At 62.5% G+C, this 17,930-nt stretch carries 18 protein-coding genes and 1 riboswitch; of the genes, 6 read left to right on the plus strand and 12 right to left on the minus strand.

Annotated elements, in window-relative coordinates; translation table 11 throughout:
• Positions 1 to 7: 7 nt before the first annotated feature.
• The 6 genes from ACPPVP_RS01915 to ACPPVP_RS01940 all read right to left on the minus strand — a co-directional run bounded on the left by ACPPVP_RS01915 (position 8) and on the right by ACPPVP_RS01940 (position 7,365).
• Positions 8 to 2,152 (minus strand): ATP-binding protein, encoded by a 2,145-nt coding sequence (locus ACPPVP_RS01915; protein ID WP_426530778.1) that lies wholly within the window; start codon positions 2,150 to 2,152, stop codon positions 8 to 10.
• Between the two features lie 539 nt (positions 2,153 to 2,691).
• Positions 2,692 to 3,477 (minus strand): succinate dehydrogenase iron-sulfur subunit, encoded by a 786-nt coding sequence (locus ACPPVP_RS01920; RefSeq protein WP_426530780.1) that lies wholly within the window; start codon positions 3,475 to 3,477, stop codon positions 2,692 to 2,694.
• A 107-nt stretch (positions 3,478 to 3,584) separates the two neighbouring features.
• Positions 3,585 to 5,441: a succinate dehydrogenase flavoprotein subunit gene (sdhA, locus tag ACPPVP_RS01925; protein WP_426530782.1), complete on the minus strand. Its 1,857-nt coding sequence runs from the start codon at positions 5,439 to 5,441 to the stop codon at positions 3,585 to 3,587.
• Between the two features lie 3 nt (positions 5,442 to 5,444).
• Positions 5,445 to 5,819: a succinate dehydrogenase, hydrophobic membrane anchor protein gene (gene sdhD / locus ACPPVP_RS01930; protein WP_426538387.1), complete on the minus strand. Its 375-nt coding sequence runs from the start codon at positions 5,817 to 5,819 to the stop codon at positions 5,445 to 5,447.
• A 14-nt stretch (positions 5,820 to 5,833) separates the two neighbouring features.
• Positions 5,834 to 6,232 (minus strand): succinate dehydrogenase, cytochrome b556 subunit, encoded by a 399-nt coding sequence (gene sdhC / locus ACPPVP_RS01935; RefSeq protein WP_426530784.1) that lies wholly within the window; start codon positions 6,230 to 6,232, stop codon positions 5,834 to 5,836.
• A 212-nt stretch (positions 6,233 to 6,444) separates the two neighbouring features.
• Positions 6,445 to 7,365, minus strand: coding sequence for a LysR family transcriptional regulator (locus ACPPVP_RS01940; protein WP_426530786.1), 921 nt, complete (start codon positions 7,363 to 7,365; stop codon positions 6,445 to 6,447).
• Between the two features lie 131 nt (positions 7,366 to 7,496).
• Here ACPPVP_RS01940 and ACPPVP_RS01945 point away from each other — a divergent pair, with 131 nt between their 5' ends.
• The gene (locus ACPPVP_RS01945; protein ID WP_426538389.1) at positions 7,497 to 8,357 is read left to right on the plus strand and encodes a sulfite exporter TauE/SafE family protein; all 861 of its coding nucleotides are present in this window, start codon (positions 7,497 to 7,499) and stop codon (positions 8,355 to 8,357) included.
• Between the two features lie 18 nt (positions 8,358 to 8,375).
• On the opposite strand, the gene ACPPVP_RS01950 is transcribed toward ACPPVP_RS01945, so the two are convergent.
• Positions 8,376 to 8,681, minus strand: a complete 306-nt coding sequence (locus ACPPVP_RS01950) for a DUF3658 domain-containing protein (RefSeq protein WP_426530788.1) — start codon at positions 8,679 to 8,681, stop codon at positions 8,376 to 8,378.
• A 26-nt stretch (positions 8,682 to 8,707) separates the two neighbouring features.
• The gene (locus tag ACPPVP_RS01955; protein WP_426530790.1) at positions 8,708 to 10,234 is read right to left on the minus strand and encodes a malonate--CoA ligase; all 1,527 of its coding nucleotides are present in this window, start codon (positions 10,232 to 10,234) and stop codon (positions 8,708 to 8,710) included.
• An 88-nt stretch (positions 10,235 to 10,322) separates the two neighbouring features.
• Between ACPPVP_RS01955 and ACPPVP_RS01960 the strand changes: the two genes are divergently transcribed.
• Complete coding sequence (locus tag ACPPVP_RS01960; protein ID WP_426530792.1) at positions 10,323 to 11,084, plus strand: SDR family oxidoreductase; 762 nt, start codon at positions 10,323 to 10,325, stop codon at positions 11,082 to 11,084.
• Positions 11,085 to 11,126: 42 nt separating this feature from the next.
• Here ACPPVP_RS01960 and ACPPVP_RS01965 read toward each other — a convergent pair whose 3' ends face one another.
• Positions 11,127 to 11,417 carry a hypothetical protein gene (locus ACPPVP_RS01965; protein ID WP_426530794.1) on the minus strand — a complete coding sequence of 97 codons (291 nt, stop codon included), beginning with the start codon at positions 11,415 to 11,417 and terminating at the stop codon, positions 11,127 to 11,129.
• Positions 11,418 to 11,470: 53 nt separating this feature from the next.
• Positions 11,471 to 12,394 carry an aminotransferase class IV gene (locus tag ACPPVP_RS01970; protein ID WP_426530796.1) on the minus strand — a complete coding sequence of 308 codons (924 nt, stop codon included), beginning with the start codon at positions 12,392 to 12,394 and terminating at the stop codon, positions 11,471 to 11,473.
• A 164-nt stretch (positions 12,395 to 12,558) separates the two neighbouring features.
• Positions 12,559 to 12,639, plus strand: a riboswitch (ZMP/ZTP riboswitch).
• 39 nt (positions 12,640 to 12,678) lie between these two features.
• Here ACPPVP_RS01970 and folB point away from each other — a divergent pair.
• From folB to ACPPVP_RS01990, 4 genes are all read left to right on the plus strand, one after another.
• A complete protein-coding gene (folB, locus tag ACPPVP_RS01975; protein ID WP_426530798.1) occupies positions 12,679 to 13,086 on the plus strand; it encodes a dihydroneopterin aldolase in 408 nt (135 codons plus the stop codon).
• A 371-nt stretch (positions 13,087 to 13,457) separates the two neighbouring features.
• The gene (locus ACPPVP_RS01980) at positions 13,458 to 14,012 is read left to right on the plus strand and encodes a fasciclin domain-containing protein (RefSeq protein WP_426530800.1); all 555 of its coding nucleotides are present in this window, start codon (positions 13,458 to 13,460) and stop codon (positions 14,010 to 14,012) included.
• A 179-nt stretch (positions 14,013 to 14,191) separates the two neighbouring features.
• Complete coding sequence (locus ACPPVP_RS01985; protein WP_426530802.1) at positions 14,192 to 14,821, plus strand: cytochrome b/b6 domain-containing protein; 630 nt, start codon at positions 14,192 to 14,194, stop codon at positions 14,819 to 14,821.
• Between the two features lie 75 nt (positions 14,822 to 14,896).
• A complete protein-coding gene (locus ACPPVP_RS01990) occupies positions 14,897 to 15,682 on the plus strand; it encodes a molybdopterin-dependent oxidoreductase (RefSeq protein ID WP_426530804.1) in 786 nt (261 codons plus the stop codon).
• A gap of 21 nt (positions 15,683 to 15,703) precedes the next feature.
• Here ACPPVP_RS01990 and ACPPVP_RS01995 read toward each other — a convergent pair whose 3' ends face one another.
• Together ACPPVP_RS01995 and ACPPVP_RS02000 are read right to left on the minus strand one after the other, a co-directional pair.
• Complete coding sequence (locus ACPPVP_RS01995; RefSeq protein ID WP_426530806.1) at positions 15,704 to 16,738, minus strand: D-alanine--D-alanine ligase family protein; 1,035 nt, start codon at positions 16,736 to 16,738, stop codon at positions 15,704 to 15,706.
• Positions 16,735 to 17,823: a putative zinc-binding metallopeptidase gene (locus ACPPVP_RS02000; protein WP_426530808.1), complete on the minus strand. Its 1,089-nt coding sequence runs from the start codon at positions 17,821 to 17,823 to the stop codon at positions 16,735 to 16,737. The genes ACPPVP_RS01995 and ACPPVP_RS02000 overlap by 4 nt, the downstream gene beginning before the upstream one ends.
• Positions 17,824 to 17,930 lie beyond the last annotated feature (107 nt).

The raw sequence follows: 17,930 nt of genomic DNA on the forward strand, positions 1-17,930 counted from the left end.
CGCGGCGTCAGGATGACGCGGCTGTCGGCGCCTGTTTGACTTTCCGCCGGCCGATCCGGTGCAGCACGCGCGAGAGCTGCTCGACGGAATAGGGCTTTTGCAGCAGCTCAAAACCGTGGCTGCCGTGCTCCGACAGCACGTGGCTGTAGCCGCTGGTCAGCACGACCGGCAGGTCGGGGTAGCGGCGGCAGATTTCCTGAGCGAGTTCGAGGCCGGTCATGCCCGGCATCACCACGTCGGTGAACACGACATCGAAGCGATCGGCGTCGACGGCCAGCTCTTCAAGCGCATGCGCGGCGCTGCCGACGAGGCGGGTGGCGTAGCCGAGATCGGCCAGTGCGTCGGTGGCGAATTGCCCGACTTCGGGGTTGTCTTCGACCACCAGCACCGACATCCCCCGCCCGTCGAGCGCCCGCGCATCTTCGACCGGCAGCTGCCGCGATTTGCCGCTGCCGGCGGTGCGCGGCAGGTACAGCGTGAAAATACTGCCCTTGCCGACCTCGCTGGTGACGGCGACTTCGCCGCCGGATTGCCTGGCGAAGCCAAACACCTGCGACAGGCCGAGCCCGGTGCCATGGCCGGCCTGCTTGGTGGTGAAGAAGGGTTCGAAGATGCGTTCGAACTGATCCGGCAAAATGCCGCTGCCGGTGTCGGCGACGGATACCGCAACATAGCCATAGGGATTTTGCGACAACGGCGCGGCGTTGGGCAGGCTGGCCGCCATGCCGACCGCAATCGTCAGCCGTCCGCGGCCCTCCATGGCGTCCCGCGCGTTGACGGCCATGTTGATGATGGCGGTTTCGAACTGGCCGGCGTCGGCGTTGACGAGGCACGGTTCTTCCGGGCCGAGGATGACGATCTCGATGCGCGAACCGATCAGGGTGCTGATCATTTCGCTCAGCGTCTGAACGCTTCGCCCAACCTCGAACACCTCCGGCTTCAAGGTCTGCCGCCGCGCGAAGGCCAGTAATTGCCCGGTCAGCTTGGCGGCGCGGGTCACCGTATCCGAGATCGCATCGATATAGCGCAGCCGCCGCGGCTCCGGCAGGTCGGCCCGCCGCAGCAGGTCCACGGACGCGCGGATCACCGTGAGGAGATTGTTGAAGTCATGCGCGACGCCGCCGGTGAGCTGGCCGAGCGCCTCCAGCCGTTGGCCGTGCTTGAGCGCTTCCTCGGCCACCCGCCGCTTCTCGGCCTCGAAATAGAGATGACGGGTCCGGCGCAAAGCCAACCCCAGCAGGGCAAACAGCAGCGCGGTGGCCGGCGCGCCGAAGATCAGATGCTGGCTCATGGTGGACAGCCAGCGCGCGCGTATCGCCGAAGTCTCGAGGCCGGCGCTGACATAGATCGGGTATTCCGCCAGCCGCCGGTAGCCGAGACGACGCTCGATGCCGTCGATCGGCGATGTTACGGTGACGAGGTTGGCCGTTGGATTGGCGGCGATTGTTTCCCCGATCGGACCCTTGGAGTCGAGGCGGATGTCGCGATCGATGACCGGGAAACGCGCGAGCATGGTGCCGTCCGTCCGGCCGAGCGCGAAGTAGCTGCCGGGCTCGCGGCCGATCCGGGCGTAGTAATTCTCGAAATATTCCGGGAACACGGACGCCTGCAGCACGCCGGCGAAGCTGCCGTCCTCGCCAGGGCGCCGCCTGCTGACGCCGAAGAACGCGGCGCCCTGATAGGGCGGCCGCGGCTTCAGCGCGTCGCCGATATAGGTTCCGGTATCGCTGGCCACATGGACCTTGAAATAATCGCGGTCGGAAAAATCGACCCCCGGGGCCGGGACGACGAGGCTGTTGACGAGCGCGTGGCCCTTGGCGTCGAAGACCCAGGCCGACTTCACCTGGGGCAGCGAGGCGACCAGTTGCTTCAGCCTCAGATGCAGCAACTGCTCGCGCGCAACGATGTCGGCGTCGGGAACGTCGCGGACGATTTCGGCGATCTCCGACAGGCTGCGGTCGATGGTCTCGAATACTTTCAGCGCATGCTCGTGCGCGACATCCAGTGCGCGTTCGATCTCGCGGTCGGCGGTTTCGCGGATCGAGACCCAGGAGACGGCGGATGCAAAGACAAACAGAGCCAACGGAAGGGCCAGCGAAGCGACCATCATCCATTGCAGCAGTCTCAGCGAATTACGTTGCGCGGTCTGCACGTTCGCTCCAGCTCCGCGCCGAGCTTAACGCAATCCTTGGTTGGGAACAAAGTCCCGTCGATGGAACCGCGGAATGGCCTGCCGCGACCGATCCTGGTGCGTTCCGATTTGCTTCAAATTGCAAATGCCCGGTCGTGGAGCCCCGGGGGCGACCGCGACGGTTCCGAAATTGATCCAACGCAATGTTGGGTTGGCGATTGCGGGCAAGATACGGAGGGCTGCTACCCGGCAGTCGCGCCGGCATCAACCGGTGAACGAACAAAGCATGCGGGGAGGAACAGATGTCAGTGGCAGAACAGGCTCTTCTGTTGACCGGGGAATTATTCGTTCTCTCGTTCGTTGCAATTTATGCGATCTGGTTTGCCGACAGGCTGCGACGCAACTTCTCCGGGAAGCCTTAGTTTTCGCGTCGTTGCCCGCTCGGTGTGGCGATGTCAGCCCGGTAGGCCGGATGGAGCGCAGCGCAATCCGGGAAAATCTCTGTCCGGCTGTGGGAATCTCGGATTTCGCTGAGCTCCATCCGGGCTACGGCATCACGGCTAGATCTGACGCTCGACCATCTTCAGCTTGAGTTCGGCGATGGCCTCCGACGGGTTCAGACCCTTCGGGCAGGCCTTGGCGCAGTTCATGATGGTGTGGCAGCGGTAGAGGCGAAACGGGTCTTCGAGGTTGTCGAGCCGTTCGCCGGTGGCTTCATCGCGGGAGTCCGTCACCCAGCGGTTCGCTTGCAGCAGCGCGGCCGGCCCCAGGAAGCGGTCGCTGTTCCACCAATAGCTCGGGCATGAGGTCGAGCAGCAGGCGCAAAGAATGCACTCGTAGAGGCCGTCGAGCTTTTCGCGGTCCTCGTGGCTCTGCTTCCATTCCTTCTGCGGCGTCGGCGTGGTGGTCTTCAGCCACGGCTCGATCGAAGCGTATTGCGCGTAGAAATTGGTCAGATCAGGCACTAGGTCCTTCACGACCGGCTGGTGCGGCAGCGGGTTGACCTTCACGGCGCCGCCCGAGGCCACGTCATGCATCGACTTGGTGCAGGCCAGCGTGTTCTGGCCGTCGATGTTCATGGCGCAGGACCCGCAGACGCCTTCGCGGCAGGAGCGGCGGAAGGTCAGCGTCGGATCGATGTGGTTCTTGATCCAGATCAGGCCGTCCAGCACCATCGGCCCGCAGTCGTTGGTGTCGACGTAATAGGTGTCGACGCTCGGATTCTTGCCGTCATCCGGGTTCCAGCGATAGACCCTGAACTCGCGCGTCTCGGTCGCGCCCGCCGGCTTCGGCCAAGCCTTGCCGCCTGTGATCTTCGAGTTTTTCGGAAGCGCGAATTCAGCCATTCTTCTAACCTTTCGTCATTCCGGGATGGTCCGAAGGACCAGACCCGGAATCTCGAGATTCCGGGTTCGACGCTTCGCATCGCCCCGGAATGACGGAGTGTGATTCCTCAATACACCCGCGCCTTCGGCGGGATGTACTGAACGTCGTTCGTCATCGTGTAGTCGTGCACCGGGCGGTAATCGATCGCGGTCTTGCCGCCATGGTCGATCCACGCCAGCGTATGCTTCATCCAGTTCTTGTCGTCGCGCGCCGAGAAATCCTCGCGGGCATGGGCGCCGCGGCTTTCGGTGCGGTTGGCCGCCGAGTCCATCGTCACCACGGCCTGTACGATCAGATTGTCGAATTCGAGCGTTTCGATCAGGTCGGAATTCCAGACCAGCGACCGGTCGGTGGTGGCGACGTCGCCGATGCCGCCGTGAACCTTGTGTATCAGGTTCTGGCCTTCGTGCAGGATCTCGCCGGTGCGGAACACCGCGCAATTGCTCTGCATGACATGCTGCATCCCCTCGCGCAGTTTTGCGGTCGGCGTGCCGCCGGAGGCGTAGCGGTAGTGGTCGAGCCGGCCGAGCGCCAGATCGGAAGAACCCGCCGGCAGGTCCGGCTGCTTGCCGTTCGGCGTCAGCTTTTCCGCCAGCCGCAGCGCGGCGGCGCGGCCGAACACCACGAGGTCGATCAGCGAGTTGGAGCCGAGGCGGTTGGCGCCATGCACGGAAACGCAGGCGGCTTCGCCGATCGCCATCAGGCCGGGCACCACCGCATTGTCGTCGCCGTTCTTCTTGGTCAGCACTTCGGCGTGATAATTGGTGGGAATGCCGCCCATGTTGTAGTGCACCGTCGGCACGATCGGGATCGGCTCGCGGGTGACGTCGACATTGGCGAAAATCTTCGCCGATTCGGAAATGCCCGGCAGCCGTTCGTTCAGCACCTTGGGATCGAGATGATCGAGGTGCAGGTAGATATGATCCTTCTTCTTGCCGACGCCGCGGCCTTCGCGGATCTCGATGGTCATCGAGCGCGAAACGACGTCGCGCGAGGCGAGGTCCTTGGCGGAGGGCGCATACCGCTCCATGAAGCGCTCGCCCTCGGAATTGACGAGATAGCCGCCTTCGCCGCGGGCACCCTCGGTGACGAGGCAGCCTGAGCCGTAGATGCCGGTCGGGTGGAACTGGATGAATTCCATGTCCTGCAGCGGCAGACCTGCGCGCAGCACCATGCCGCCACCGTCTCCGGTGCAGGTATGCGCCGAGGTGCAGGAAGCGTAGGCGCGGCCGTAGCCGCCGGTGGCGAGGATGGTGGTTTGCGCCCGGAAACGATGCAGCGTGCCGTCGTCGAGCTTGAGCGCGATGACGCCGCGGCAGACGCCCTGGTCGTCCATGATCAGGTCGATGGCGAAGAACTCGATGTAGAATTCAGCCGAGTGGCGCAGCGCCTGGCCGTACATCGTGTGCAGCATGGCGTGGCCGGTGCGGTCGGCCGCGGCGCAGGTGCGCTGCGCCTGGCCCTTGCCGTAGTCCAGGGTCATGCCGCCGAACGGACGCTGGTAGATCTTGCCGTCCTCGGTGCGCGAGAACGGCACGCCCCAGTGTTCGAGCTCATAGACGGCTTCCGGCGCATTGCGCACCATGTATTCGATCGCGTCCTGATCGCCGAGCCAGTCCGACCCCTTGACGGTGTCGTACATGTGCCAGCGCCAGTCGTCCGGATGCATGTTGCCGAGCGAAGCCGAGATCCCGCCCTGCGCCGCCACCGTGTGCGAGCGGGTCGGAAACACCTTGGTGATGCAGGCGGTGCGCAGGCCCGCTTCCGAGCAGCCAACCACGGCGCGCAGGCCGGCGCCGCCGGCGCCGACCACCACGACGTCGTAGGTGTGGTCCTCGATCGGATAGGATTTTCCGTTGGTGGCAGGACCACTTGCAGTTCCGCCGCTGCCGTTGGTGGCCTTGCCGTTACCTTGAGCCGCCATGGGTTAAACTCCCGATGACAATTTGAGGATCGCGTAGATCGACGCCAGCGCCACCGCGATACAAAAGAAATTATTCGCCATCACGCTGGCGAGCTTGATCTTCTCGTTGTGCACGTAGTCCTCGATCACGATCTGCATGCCGATCCGCATGTGCCAGGTGCTGGCGATGATGAAGAGCACCAGGATGATCGCGATCGGAATCGAGCTGAGGATTTGCGCGGCGCCGGCGTGATTGCGCCCGATCAGCATCAGGATGACCACGATGACGGGCACGATCAGCAGCGCCATCGCCACCGCCGTGAGACGCTGGCGCCAGAAATCGGTGGTGCCGGAATGCGAGGAACCGAGATTGCGGACGCGGCCGAGCGGCGTGCGCATCGAGGAGGGGCCGTTCATCGTCCGCCTCCGACCGTGTAGGCGATGATCCAGACCAGGACGGTCAGCGAAATGCCCGCGATCAGCGCGCCCCAGGTCAGTGCTTCGCGCTCGTTGGGCCCGAAGCCGTAGCCGAGGTCCCAGAAGAAGTAGCGGATACCGCTGCACAGATGATGCAGCAGCGACCACGTGTAGCCGAACAGGATCAGCTTGCCGATGATGCTGCCGGTGAAGGCCTGAACGTTGGCGTAGGCCCCGGGGCCGGAAGCTGCGGCAATCAGCCACCAGGCCAGCAGCAGCGTGCCAAAATAGAGCGCAATTCCCGTGGCGCGGTGGATGATGGAAAGCGCCATTGTCAGGGTGACGCGATAGGTCTGCAGATGCGGCGATAGCGGTCGTTCGATCCTGGCGGTCATTCGGCGGCTTTATGTTATGTGGAACCGCGGCCGGCCCTTTGGGGAGCGCGGTAGATGAATTCTATTTACGGAGTCGAATCAGTCCGCGCAACGGTCAAATCGCTTGGAATCGAACCGCTGTTCATTGCTACGGGGCTATGAAACGAGATTGATCAGCGGCTTGGTATACCACAACCCTCTGGCACGGTTTAAGAATTGAATAGTGATTCTCTTTATCGACTCGCGGGCTGCGCGCTGAACGGATCGGCGCCGCGCCAGCGCTCGATGAGGTAATCGACGAAGGCCCTGATCTTCGGGGAAGCCAGCCGCGACGGCTGAAACATAAGGTGTAATGGCACCGGCGCCGGCTCGTAGTCGGCGAGCAGCCGCACCAGGCGGCCGGCGGCCAGATCGGCCTCGGCCTGCCACGACGGCACACGCACGATGCCGGCGCCTTCCTTCGCGGCGCCCGCGAGCGCGTCGAGGCTATTCATCCAGAGCCGACCGGATATGCGGATTTTGCGGCCTGCTTTGCCGTCCTCGGCGAAGCGCCATTCGGCGCTGCCGGGCGCATCCGAGAACACCAGACAGTCGTGATGGACGAGATCGCCGGGCGTCTCCGGCGTTCCGCGTTGCGCGAGATAGGCGGGCGAAGCGCAAACGATCATCCGTATGTCCGCAAGTTTGCGCGCGACCAGCTGCGAATCGCGCAGGCGGCCGACGCGGATGGCGAGATGGATGTCCTCCTCGACCATGTCGACCGCGCGGTCGACCAGCAGGAGATCGACCGACAGCGCCGGATAGCGGCGCAAAAATTCCGCAAGCAGAGGCGCGATCACCAGCCGGCCCATCAGGCTCGGTGAGCTGACGCGAATGCGCCCCGACGGCTGGTGACGGTCGCGCGACAGCGCCGCCTCGATCTCCTTGACCTCACCGACGATCGCTTTGGCGCGTTCGTACAGAATCCGGCCCTCGTCAGTGAGGGCGAGCTGGCGCGTGGTGCGCAACAGGAGGCGGGTCCCGAAATACTCTTCCAGCGCCGCGATCTGCCGGCTCACCGACGTCAATGAACTCGGCAATGACCGCGCCGCCGCCGACAGGCTGCCGGCATCGACGGCCCGGACAAACGTCGCCATGGCCGACATCAGATCCATCGATCCTTCCGCTTTCCGCAAGGGTGCCTGCAAAAGATAATGGATACTCCCGGATTCCAGAAGCAGCTAAGTCTCGCGGGCGGCCATGCCGATGCACGGCCGCCGGTTCTGGAGATGGGATGCTCAACGAGATGATGGCCGGCCTCGATCCGAAGGAGCTCATCGAACTCGCACTGCTGCTGGTCGCGGTCGGGGCGCTGTCGGGATTTCTGGCCGGCGTGTTCGGCATCGGCGGCGGCGCCATCCTGGTGCCGGTGTTCTATGAATGCTTCCGGCTGGCCGGCGTGCCGCTGGAGGTGCGGATGCCGCTCTGCATCGGCACTTCGCTTGCGATCATCATCCCGACCTCGCTCGCGTCGTTTCGCGCCCATTACGCCCGCGGCGCGGTCGACATGGACATCCTCAGGCGCTGGTGGCTGCCGATCGTGATCGGGGTGGCCGCCGGCAGCGTCACCGCGCGCTACGCGCCGGAGCGGCTGTTCAAGATCGTGTTCGTGGTAGTGGCGTGGTCCGCCGCCGCCCGGCTGCTGTTGGCACGCGACAACTGGAAGCTCGGCGACGATGTGCCGAGGGGCTTTCTGATGCGCGTCTACGGCTTCTTCGTCGGTCTGTTGTCGACCTTGATGGGCGTCGGCGGCGGCCTGTTCGCGAACCTGCTGATGACGTTCTATGGCCGGTCGATCCATCAGGCGGTCGCGACCTCGTCGGCGATTGCGGTATTGATCTCAATTCCCGGCGCGATCGGCTATGTCTATGCCGGCTGGCCGGCCGCGGCGCGCTTTCCCGATGTCACCGCGCTGCAACTGCCCTTCACGCTCGGCTACGTGTCGCTGATCGGCGCGATACTGGTCATGCCGACCACGCTGATCACGGCGCCGATCGGGGTGAAGGTTGCTCATGCGCTGTCGAAGCGTGCGCTGGAGATGGCGTTCGGGGTTTACATGTTCATCGTCGGTGGGAGGTTTGCGATCAGCCTTTTGAACGGGCAGTAACCGTTCGAGGCAGGCGGCCTAGTCCTTCAGTCGCACTTCGCTATGACGCCATTTGCGGAGATCGCCGGCGCTATCGATCCGATCAGACTCTGCTAGCGCCCCGATGCGGGCGCCGAGGATCTCCTCATTGATTGCCAGATCGAGCTCCTCGCAACGCTTCATTGCCCTGGCGATGATCATCGCGGTCTTCTGCAACCGTGAGGTCATGACCGAAAAGATGAGCTGGTCGAGATCAGCTTCGGATATCGAATCTGGAAGAGAAACCTCCTCCCATCGAAGCGCGCTGCTGATGGCGGGAATTTCATCGGAAGGTGTCTTGTCCATAACCCCACCCGCCAAACCTGCGGCTCCTACTTCGCGTAAATCTTGGCGTAGGTATCCCGCAAAATATTCTTTTGCACCTTGCCCATCGCGTTGCGCGGCAGTTCGTCGACCACGAACACGCGCTTCGGCATCTTGAATTTGGCCAGCCTGCCGTCGAGCGCCTTCAGCACGCCGGCTTCAGTGACGTCGGCGCCCTTGTTGCAGACCAACACCGCGGTGACCCCTTCGCCGAAATCGGCATGCGGGACGCCAATTACGGCGGATTCGATCACGCCGGGCATGGCGTCGATCTCACTCTCGATTTCCTTCGGGTAAACGTTGAAGCCGCCGGAGATCACAAGATCCTTGCCGCGGCCGAGGATGTGCACGTAGCCCTTGGGATCGATCTTGCCGAGGTCGCCGGTGATGAAGAAGCCGTCGTCGCGGAATTCGGATTTTGTCTTTTCCGGCATCCGCCAATAGCCCTTGAACACGTTCGGGCCTTTCACCTCGATCACGCCGATCGCGTCGCTTGCGAGTTCCTTGCCGGTCTCTGGGTCGGTGACGCGGACGGAGACGCCGGGCAGGGGATGACCGACCGCGCCGGGCACACGCTCGCCGTCATAGGGATTTGACGTGTTCATGTTGGTTTCGGTCATGCCGTAGCGCTCGAGAATAGCGAAGCCGGTGCGCGCGGACCATTCGCGGTGGGTGTCGGCGAGCAGCGGCGCCGAGCCCGAAATGAACAGCCGCATGTGCTTGGTGGATTCCTTGGTCAGCGCCGGGCTCTGCAACAGGCGCGTGTAGAAGGTCGGCACGCCCATCATGACGGTCGCGCGCGCCATCAGCTTGATCATCGTTTCAGGGTCGAGCTTCGGCAGGAAGATCATCGAGGCGCGGGCGAACAGCGTGACGTTGCTCGCCACGAACAGGCCGTGGGTGTGATAGATCGGCAGCGCGTGGATCAGAACGTCCTTGTCCGTGAAGCGCCAGTAGTCGACCAGGCTGTGGGAGTTCGACGCCAGATTGTCGTGCGTCAGCATCGCTCCCTTGGAGCGGCCGGTGGTGCCGGACGTGTACAGAATGGCGGCAAGGTCGTCATTGGCGCGCGCGACGGTTGCAAACGCCGCATCAGCCTTGGCCGCGGCATCTGTCAGCGATCCCTTGCCGTCCGGCCCGAGCGTTTCGACCTTGGCGTTCACCTTGGCCGCGATCGCGCCGATGCCGTCCGCCTTCGAGGGATCACACACCACCAGCGACGGTTCGGCGTCGGAGATGAAGTAGTCGAGTTCGTTGAGCGTGTAGGCGGTGTTGAGCGGCAGATAGACTGCACCCGCCCGCACCGTCGCGAGATACAGCACCAGCGCCGGCACCGATTTCTCGGTCTGGGCGGCGACGCGGTCGCCGGGCTTGACGCCGCGCGCGACCAGCACGTTCGCCATCTGGCCGGAACGGGCGATCAGATCGCCATAGCTGATGCGCGTGCCATCGAGCATTTCGATCGCGAGCCGGTTCGGATCGTCGAGCGTATCGAACAGGCGGGAAAACAGGTTGGCGTTGGCGGTCGTGTTCATGCAACATTCCCTTGGAGGGCTGAGCCTTGCGAATTCCGCGGGCTGGATTAGCAAAAACGCCCTTCACAAAGCAACGGAGACAGTTTGCATGTCAAATAACAGGAAACGCGTGGCCTGGGTGACCGGTGGTGGCAGCGGAATCGGCGAGTCCGGGGCGGAATTCCTGGCGGCCGACGGCTGGACGGTGGTGATTTCGGGCCGCCGCAAGGAAGAACTCGAACGCGTCGTCGCCAGCATCACGAAAAAGGGCGGCAAGGCCGAGGCGATCCAGCTCGATGTCAGCAATAAGGCCGATGTGAATAAGGCGGCTGACCAGATCCTGGCCAGGCACGGCCGGATCGATCTGCTGGTCAACAGCGCCGGCATCAACGTGCCGAAGCGAAGCTGGGCCGACATGGAACTGGAGGGCTGGGACAAGCTGGTCGAGGTCAATCTCAACGGGGTGCTCTACTGCATGCGTGCGGTGCTGCCGGCGATGCGGAAGCAGAAGGACGGCTGCATCATCAACGTCGCGTCCTGGGCCGGCCGGCACGTCTCGAAAATGCCGGGCCCGGCCTACACCACGACAAAACATGCGGTGCTGGCGTTGACCCATTCCTTCAATATGGACGAATGCGTCAACGGCCTGCGCGCCTGCTGCCTGTCTCCCGGCGAGGTCGCGACCCCGATCCTGAAGCTGCGCCCGGTGGTGCCGTCGGAAGAGGAGCAGGCCAAGATGCTGCAGCCGGAAGATTGCGGCCGCACTATTGCCTTCGTCGCCAGCATGCCGCCGCGGGTGTGCATGAACGAGATCCTGATCAGCCCGACGCACAATCGCGGATTCATCCAGACGCCGCATAATCGGGATTAGGCGGCTCCCCTTCAGTAGATGGGGTAACGGGCAGGCCAAGTCCTAGCAAGCCGCTCGCTCTCGAAGGCGATCGATCCATTCGCCTTCGAGGCCAACTAATGCACTTTCGACCGGCCAACCCGGCGCCGTCTCGATCAGATGCAGCAGGGTCCATGCAAGTCCGAAGCAATCGTCCGGACCGAAGAGCTTCACCAATGCGCAAGCCTCTTCATCCGTGATCGGCGTTTGAACCTTTGATAACTGCTCCTCAAATGCCTGCATCGTCGGAACGGCAGCAGTTGCAGAACTCGGAAGCGGTCCAAGTACGAGAAGCGTGCTGATCGCTTGCTGCATTTTTCTTTCCACTACGGACCGGGCTCAATCCATCCAATGTGCTCGCTGGCCGTTCATTCGCCGGCCTCGGCCTCCAGGGGCCGGACCGGCGTCCGGTGCCAGCCCTCCTCGTGCTTGCGCCAGTAGGTATCCTTGAGCAGCATTGAGATCGGCCCGGGGCGGTCGTTGCCGAGGATGCGTGTGCCGATGCGCGACGCAGGCATGACGCCGCCGGCGGTCGTCGCCAGAAAAACCTCGTCGGCGTGGTCGAGCGCCGATCGGGGAATCGGTTCAACCGCAGCCTCGATGCCGAGTTCGGCGCAGAGCTCCAGCACCGATCGGCGCGTGATGCCGTGCAGGCTGCCGCGATCTGGCGTTGTCACCCTTCCGTCCTTCACGACGAAGATGTTGAAGCCCGGCCCTTCCGTCAGGAAACCCTCCGTGTCGCACAGCACCGCTGTATCGAAATCGGCGTCGTGGGCTTCCATGAGGCCGGAGGTCAGGTCGTTCCACTGATAGTTCTTGACCGTGGGATCGACCGAGGCGTCGGGCACGCGCGGCGTCGAGGCGATGAAGACATGGGCTCCGCGCGCTTGCACGTCCTTCGGAACGACATCGATCCAGGGCAGCGCATAGGCGATCAGGTGGTTTTCGCAATCGGCTGGCCGGCGCGATCCCGCCACGCGTGGCCGTCCGCGCGAGGCCACCATCGCGACATAGGCGTCGATGAGGCCGGTCAGCGCCACGCAGCGATGCAGGATCGCCTCGATCGCGGCGCGGTCTTCCGGTGGCCGGATCCGGCGCTTCGCCATCGAGCGCTCGAAACGATCGAGATGGTCGGCAAGCCGGAAGAAGCCGCCCTTGAACACATGCACGACGTCGTAGACGACATCGGATCGCGTAAAACCCCAATCGGTGACGGGCAGCACGGCCTCGGCGATCGGGACGAAGTGCCCCCTGACATAGCCGGCGCCGTCGGCGAAGATCGAGTTCTTCATCTTTCATCTCCAGGCATCGCAAGGACTCCGGCCATACTATGCCGGTGCGAACGTCCACAGTATTGCCAGTTATTGGCAGCCGTACACATTCATTGCAGTACTCCGAAGCCAGCTCGGAAATATCAGGCATACCCTTGAGCCGCGTCGATTGTGCCTCTATACAAGCGATCTCGCGCGACTGGCGATCGCAGATGGGGCACCATCGGGGAGCGCGAGAAAATCAGCCGCGCGCCTGGGCAATCGGAAAAATCCGATCCACCTTCTGATGAAGGAGCGGCCCAATGTTGACCACCATCCAGATCGCCGGATTGCAGACCTTCGGATACCATGGCTTGTTCGAGGAAGAACGCAGTCTCGGGCAGAAGTTCACCTTCGACATCGACGCGACGTTGAATCCGGCTCCGACGCACCGGGACGACAAACTAGATGCGTCGATCCGCTACGATGCCGTGGTGGACGCCGCGGTGAGCCTCGCCAGCGGGACGAAATATCAAACGCTGGAAGCGCTAGGCGAGGCCGTTGCGATCGGCCTGCTGCGCCGCTTCGCATTGATCGACACCATTACTGTTGGCGTTTCCAAGTTCAGCCCCCCAATCCCGCATACGCTCGGCAAGGTCGGAATTGCGGTGCGCCTGGCCCGATCCGATCTGGCGGATAGGCCTACGGCGGGGGCGCTGGAGGCACTTTTCTAGATTGTTGCGAAAGACATCGGCCGAGCTTTTTTGAGCTACGGGTGCTATCCGTGGTCGTCCCTGCGAAAGCAGGGACCCATAACCACCGGCCTTGGTTTGGCGATGACTATCAGTCACCGTGCCTGATTGTGAAATCACGCGGTATGGGTTCCTGCGTTCGCAGGGACGACACCGGGGCGGATTGTGCGAGCACGGCCCGAACTCTCAAAAGTTTCAGCCATCACGATAATTTATTCGCCGAAACCGGCCGAAAAACCTCCCGTAGCTCGGCCCAACGACGACGAAATCAACCCGGTCAATCGACCTGGCGTCGTTGTTTTGAGCACCGGCGGATGACCCGCCGGCCATCGCAATCCTCGGGAGAAGATTCCATGTCCAAACGTATTGCACTGCTGTCCGCCGCTGTGTTCAGCGCCCTGGCTTTCACCGCCACCATCACCGCGCCCGCCAGCGCGGAAGAAAAGACCGTGATGGTCGGCGGCGCCGCGATGTTCCCCTCCAAGAACATCGTCCAGAACGCCGTCAACTCGAAGGATCACACCACGCTGGTTGCCGCGGTGAAGGCTGCCGGCCTGGTCGAAACGCTGGAAAGCAAGGGCCCGTTCACGGTGTTCGCGCCGACCAATACCGCTTTCGGCAAGCTGCCGGCCGGCACCGTCGACACGCTGGTGAAGCCTGAGAATAAGGCGACCCTGACCAAGATCCTCACCTACCATGTCGTGCCCGGCAAGCTCGCCGCCGCCGACCTGAAGGACGGCATGAAGCTGAAGACCGCCGAAGGCGAAGAGCTGACGGTCAAGCACCAGGACGGCAAGACCTGGATCGTCGACGCCAAGGGCGGAACCTCGATGGTTACGATCTCGAACGTCAACCAGTCGAACGGCGTGATCCATGTGGTCGACACCGTGCTGATGCCGGCGTCCTGAGCTCCCGCGCGCCCTGACTGGTCCCAACAGGGCGTGTGGATTGGCGAGCCGGGGCAACCCGGCTCGCTTTTTTGTGAATTCCATAGGCGCCATGCATCGATCTGATAGCGTCATGGCAGTAACGCTGGCCCGGTTCCGGGCGTATAAATCAAATACCCAATTGCAGACGGGAAACGGATATGTCGGCCCTCACAGTCAGCGACGAGCACGCCGCGTCAACCAAGGCAAAAGTCATCCAGCCGGCCTGGGTGCGTGCGCTGCACTGGACCAACGCCTTCGCGATGGTCCTGATGATCATGTCGGGATGGCAGATCTATAACGCCTCGCCGCTGTTCAATTTCAGCTTTTCCAGCAGCCTCACGCTCGGCGGCTGGCTCGGCGGGGCCCTGCTCTGGCATTTCGCCGCGATGTGGCTGTTGATGGTCAACGGCCTGATCTATCTGACCGTGGGTCTCGCCACCGGCCGCTTCCGCAAGAAGCTGCTGCCGATCACGCCGGAGGGCGTGATCTCGGATACCAAGGCGGCGCTGACCGGGAAGCTCTCGCACGAGGATCTCACCAAGTACAACCAGGTGCAGAAGCTGCTTTATGCCGGGATCATCGTCATCGGCATCCTTATCGTGCTGTCGGGGCTGGCGATCTGGAAGCCGGTGCAGTTGCAATATCTGACGGCGCTGTTCGGCGGTTATGACGCCGCCCGCTACGTCCACTTCTTCTGCATGGCGGCGATCGTCGCCTTCATGGTGGTTCATGTCGCGCTCGCCCTTCTGGTGCCGAAGAGCCTGCGCGCCATGATCATCGGCCGCTAATTAGAGCATGATCCGGAAAAGCGGTTACCGGTTTTCCGACAAGATCATGCGTAAGATATAACAAGGAGCACGGTCATGGGCCGCATGCGCAACCTTCTCATCCCCGGCGTTGACAAGACGCTGCTCATCAGAGACGCGATCAAGACCATGCCGGATCTGAGCCGCCGGCGCTTCATCTCCGGTGGTGCCAGCCTCGGCGCGCTGACGCTGCTCACCGGCTGCGACGTGACCGACAGTTTCTCGGCCGAGTCGATGCTGAAGCAGGTATCGAAGTTCAATGACGGCGTGCAGGCGCTGATCTTCAACCCCAATGCGATGGCGCCGACCTTCTCGGAGAAAGACATCACCAAGCCTTTCCCGTTCAACGCCTATTACGACATCGAGGAAGCGCCCACGATCGACGGCAAGACCTGGAAGCTCGAGGTGCGCGGCCTGGTCGAGAACAAGAAATCCTGGACGCTGGACGAGCTCTATCAATTGCCGCAGGTCAAGCAGATCACGCGCCATATCTGCGTCGAAGGCTGGAGCGCGATCGGAAGCTGGACCGGCACGCCGCTGCGCGATTTTCTGAAACTGATCGGTGCCGATACACGCGCCAAATATGTCTGGTTCCAGTGCGCCGACAAGGACGGCTACAACTCGCCGCTCGACATGGCGACCGCGCTGCATGCGCAGACCCAGATGACGTTCAAGTTCGGCGACGAGATCCTGCCGCGTGCCTATGGATTCCCGATCAAGATCCGGGTGCCGACCAAGCTCGGCTTCAAGAATCCGAAATACGTGATGTCGATGGAAGTCACCAACGACTACAAGGGCGGCTTCTGGGAAGACCAGGGCTATAATTCGTTCAGCGGGAGTTAGCCCGCGGCTTTCTTGCGTCTTTCAACCGACGGATACGCCTGCCTTTGCCCGGCTTATTCCGAGGGCAAGGATACGATGCAGCACGTCGGGATAATCGAGTCCATCGTGCCGGGCTGCTAGAGCAAACTCCTGGCTCTTTGCGATTTCAGGATTGGGGTTCGCTTCAATGAAATACGGCGTGCCGTCGGCAGCGAGGCGAAAGTCGATGCGCGCGTATCCATCGAGGCCCAGCGTTCGGTAGATGCGCTTTGCGATCCGCTGAATCCGATCTTGCAGATCCGGCGCAAGGTCCTTGGCCGGCCCGTCTTCGATTCCGAGCTTTTCCTGATAATCCGTATCGTGCTTGGCCTTTTCGGTGGCGATATGCCGCGCACTCTGGCCGCCCATGCTGCCGAACTTCAATTCCCAGACCGGAAGGGCCCGTAACCGATTGTTGCCGAGCACACCGACATAGAGTTCACGTCCTTCGACAAATTGCTCCGCGATGGCAGCCGTTCCGACGCGCTCGTGAACGAAGGTAACGCGCTCGGCAAGCTTCTCGTCGGTATCGACGATGGATGCTTGCGAGATGCCCCGCGATCCATCCTCGCTCAAGCTCTTGACGATCAGTGGCAACGCCAGACGCGCCGGCCGTTTCACCTTGCGCCGCATTGGAAACACGGCGAAGGCCGGCACCGCGATCCGGCGGTAGTGCACCAGCGTCTTGGACAGGTCCTTGCCGCGCGCCAGGATCAGGCCGCGCGGGTTGCAGCCGGTGTATGGGACCTGCATCAGTTCGAGCAGGCTCGGAATGTGCTGGTCATACACCGGCTCGTGATGAAATTGCTCAAGCAGGTTGAATACCACATGCGGCTTGAAGCCCTCGATCGCTTCGCGCACCGGCTTGATTTCTTCCTGCACGCCGAGCGGCTGCACGTCGTGGCCGGCCGCACGCAGGGTGCTCACGACGTCGTACTCGGTTTTCCATTCATTGATTTCCCGCACGGAGTATCCGTCGGACGAGTCGGGCGGCACGAAGTCCGGATGCATCAGCACGAGAACGCGAAGGTGTCTCATAACGCGATCCATTTCCGCCGCGACGGGCCAAACAGCGCATGCATGGTTTTGGCGGTCAATAAAATGGTGAAATTGGTCACGAGCTTCTGCTTGGGGCCGACAGCGCGCAGATCGAGCTCGCGGCACCGGGACATCATCTCGTCGAGCACGGCATCGAGTGTGAGCTGGTTCTCGCCCGTCCACCGCGCAACCAGCTGCCTGATTTGAGCGCGGTGCTGCCTGATGAAGAGAGAAGCCGCCTGCTCCCGGCGATGTCGCGGATCGGAGGAAAACAGCCGGGACAGGTCGCGGTCGTAAGTTTTCGGCGCCTTGAATGCGTAGAACGCCTGCTTCTTTTGATAGTGTTCACCGATCGTCTCGCTGAGTGAATGCAGCGGATCGACGCGCTCCCGCGTCGTGACAAGCGGTCGTTTCCCGGCGATTTCGGCCATCAGTTCGTCGACATATTCGAGCTTCTTCAGCGCCGGCCAGCCGGCATAGCGCGTCCGCCATTTCGAACGTGGCCTCAGCCATACCGCGAAGGTTTCGGCAAAATCCTCGTCCGGATGACTCTGTGCGTACCAAAGCCGAAGATGCTGGACATAATTCCGGCTTGCCGGGTTGGGGCGATAGTAGCGCGGATAGTGTTTCGAGGATGGGCCGAACAGTTGCTGCCAACGCCGGCGGCGTTGCAGCTGGTAGGCATGCTGCATGGCATGGCCTGTCTCGTGACGGAGGATGGCCATGCACTCGGACCAGGTGCCGCCCTCGACGTCGAGCATCATTTTTTTCTCGAGCTTCATCAGGCGGGGATGGGTGAGATAGAATGGGATGGCAACACCGGGCACGCCAGCCGGGCTGAACCATTCGCTCGATACCCATGTATGTGGCCGCAACCGGATATCCCGCGCTCCGAGCTCTTCTTGGAGAGTGTTGAGGCAATCTTCCAGCCACGTGCCGTCGACGGCAACCCTCAGGCTGCTGAGGCGTTGCTTGAGCAACTGGTCGTCCGATAATTTTTCCCAGGCAAATTTCCGGCGGGGCATAGGGGTCTGAAAAGTCTCAATTAACGGTATTCGGATGGTGTCATGACATTCTGCCAGCAACAACCGTCCAGTTTTAGTGACGTTCCGTTGGTGATCCGACGATATCGCAAACAGATGGTTAATGCTGGCGCGCCGGCGCGACAGCGGGCCTGATTGAATTCCGCCCT

Origin of the sequence: Bradyrhizobium sp. McL0615, assembly GCF_049993905.1 — a bacterium.
GTDB lineage: Bacteria > Pseudomonadota > Alphaproteobacteria > Rhizobiales > Xanthobacteraceae > Bradyrhizobium.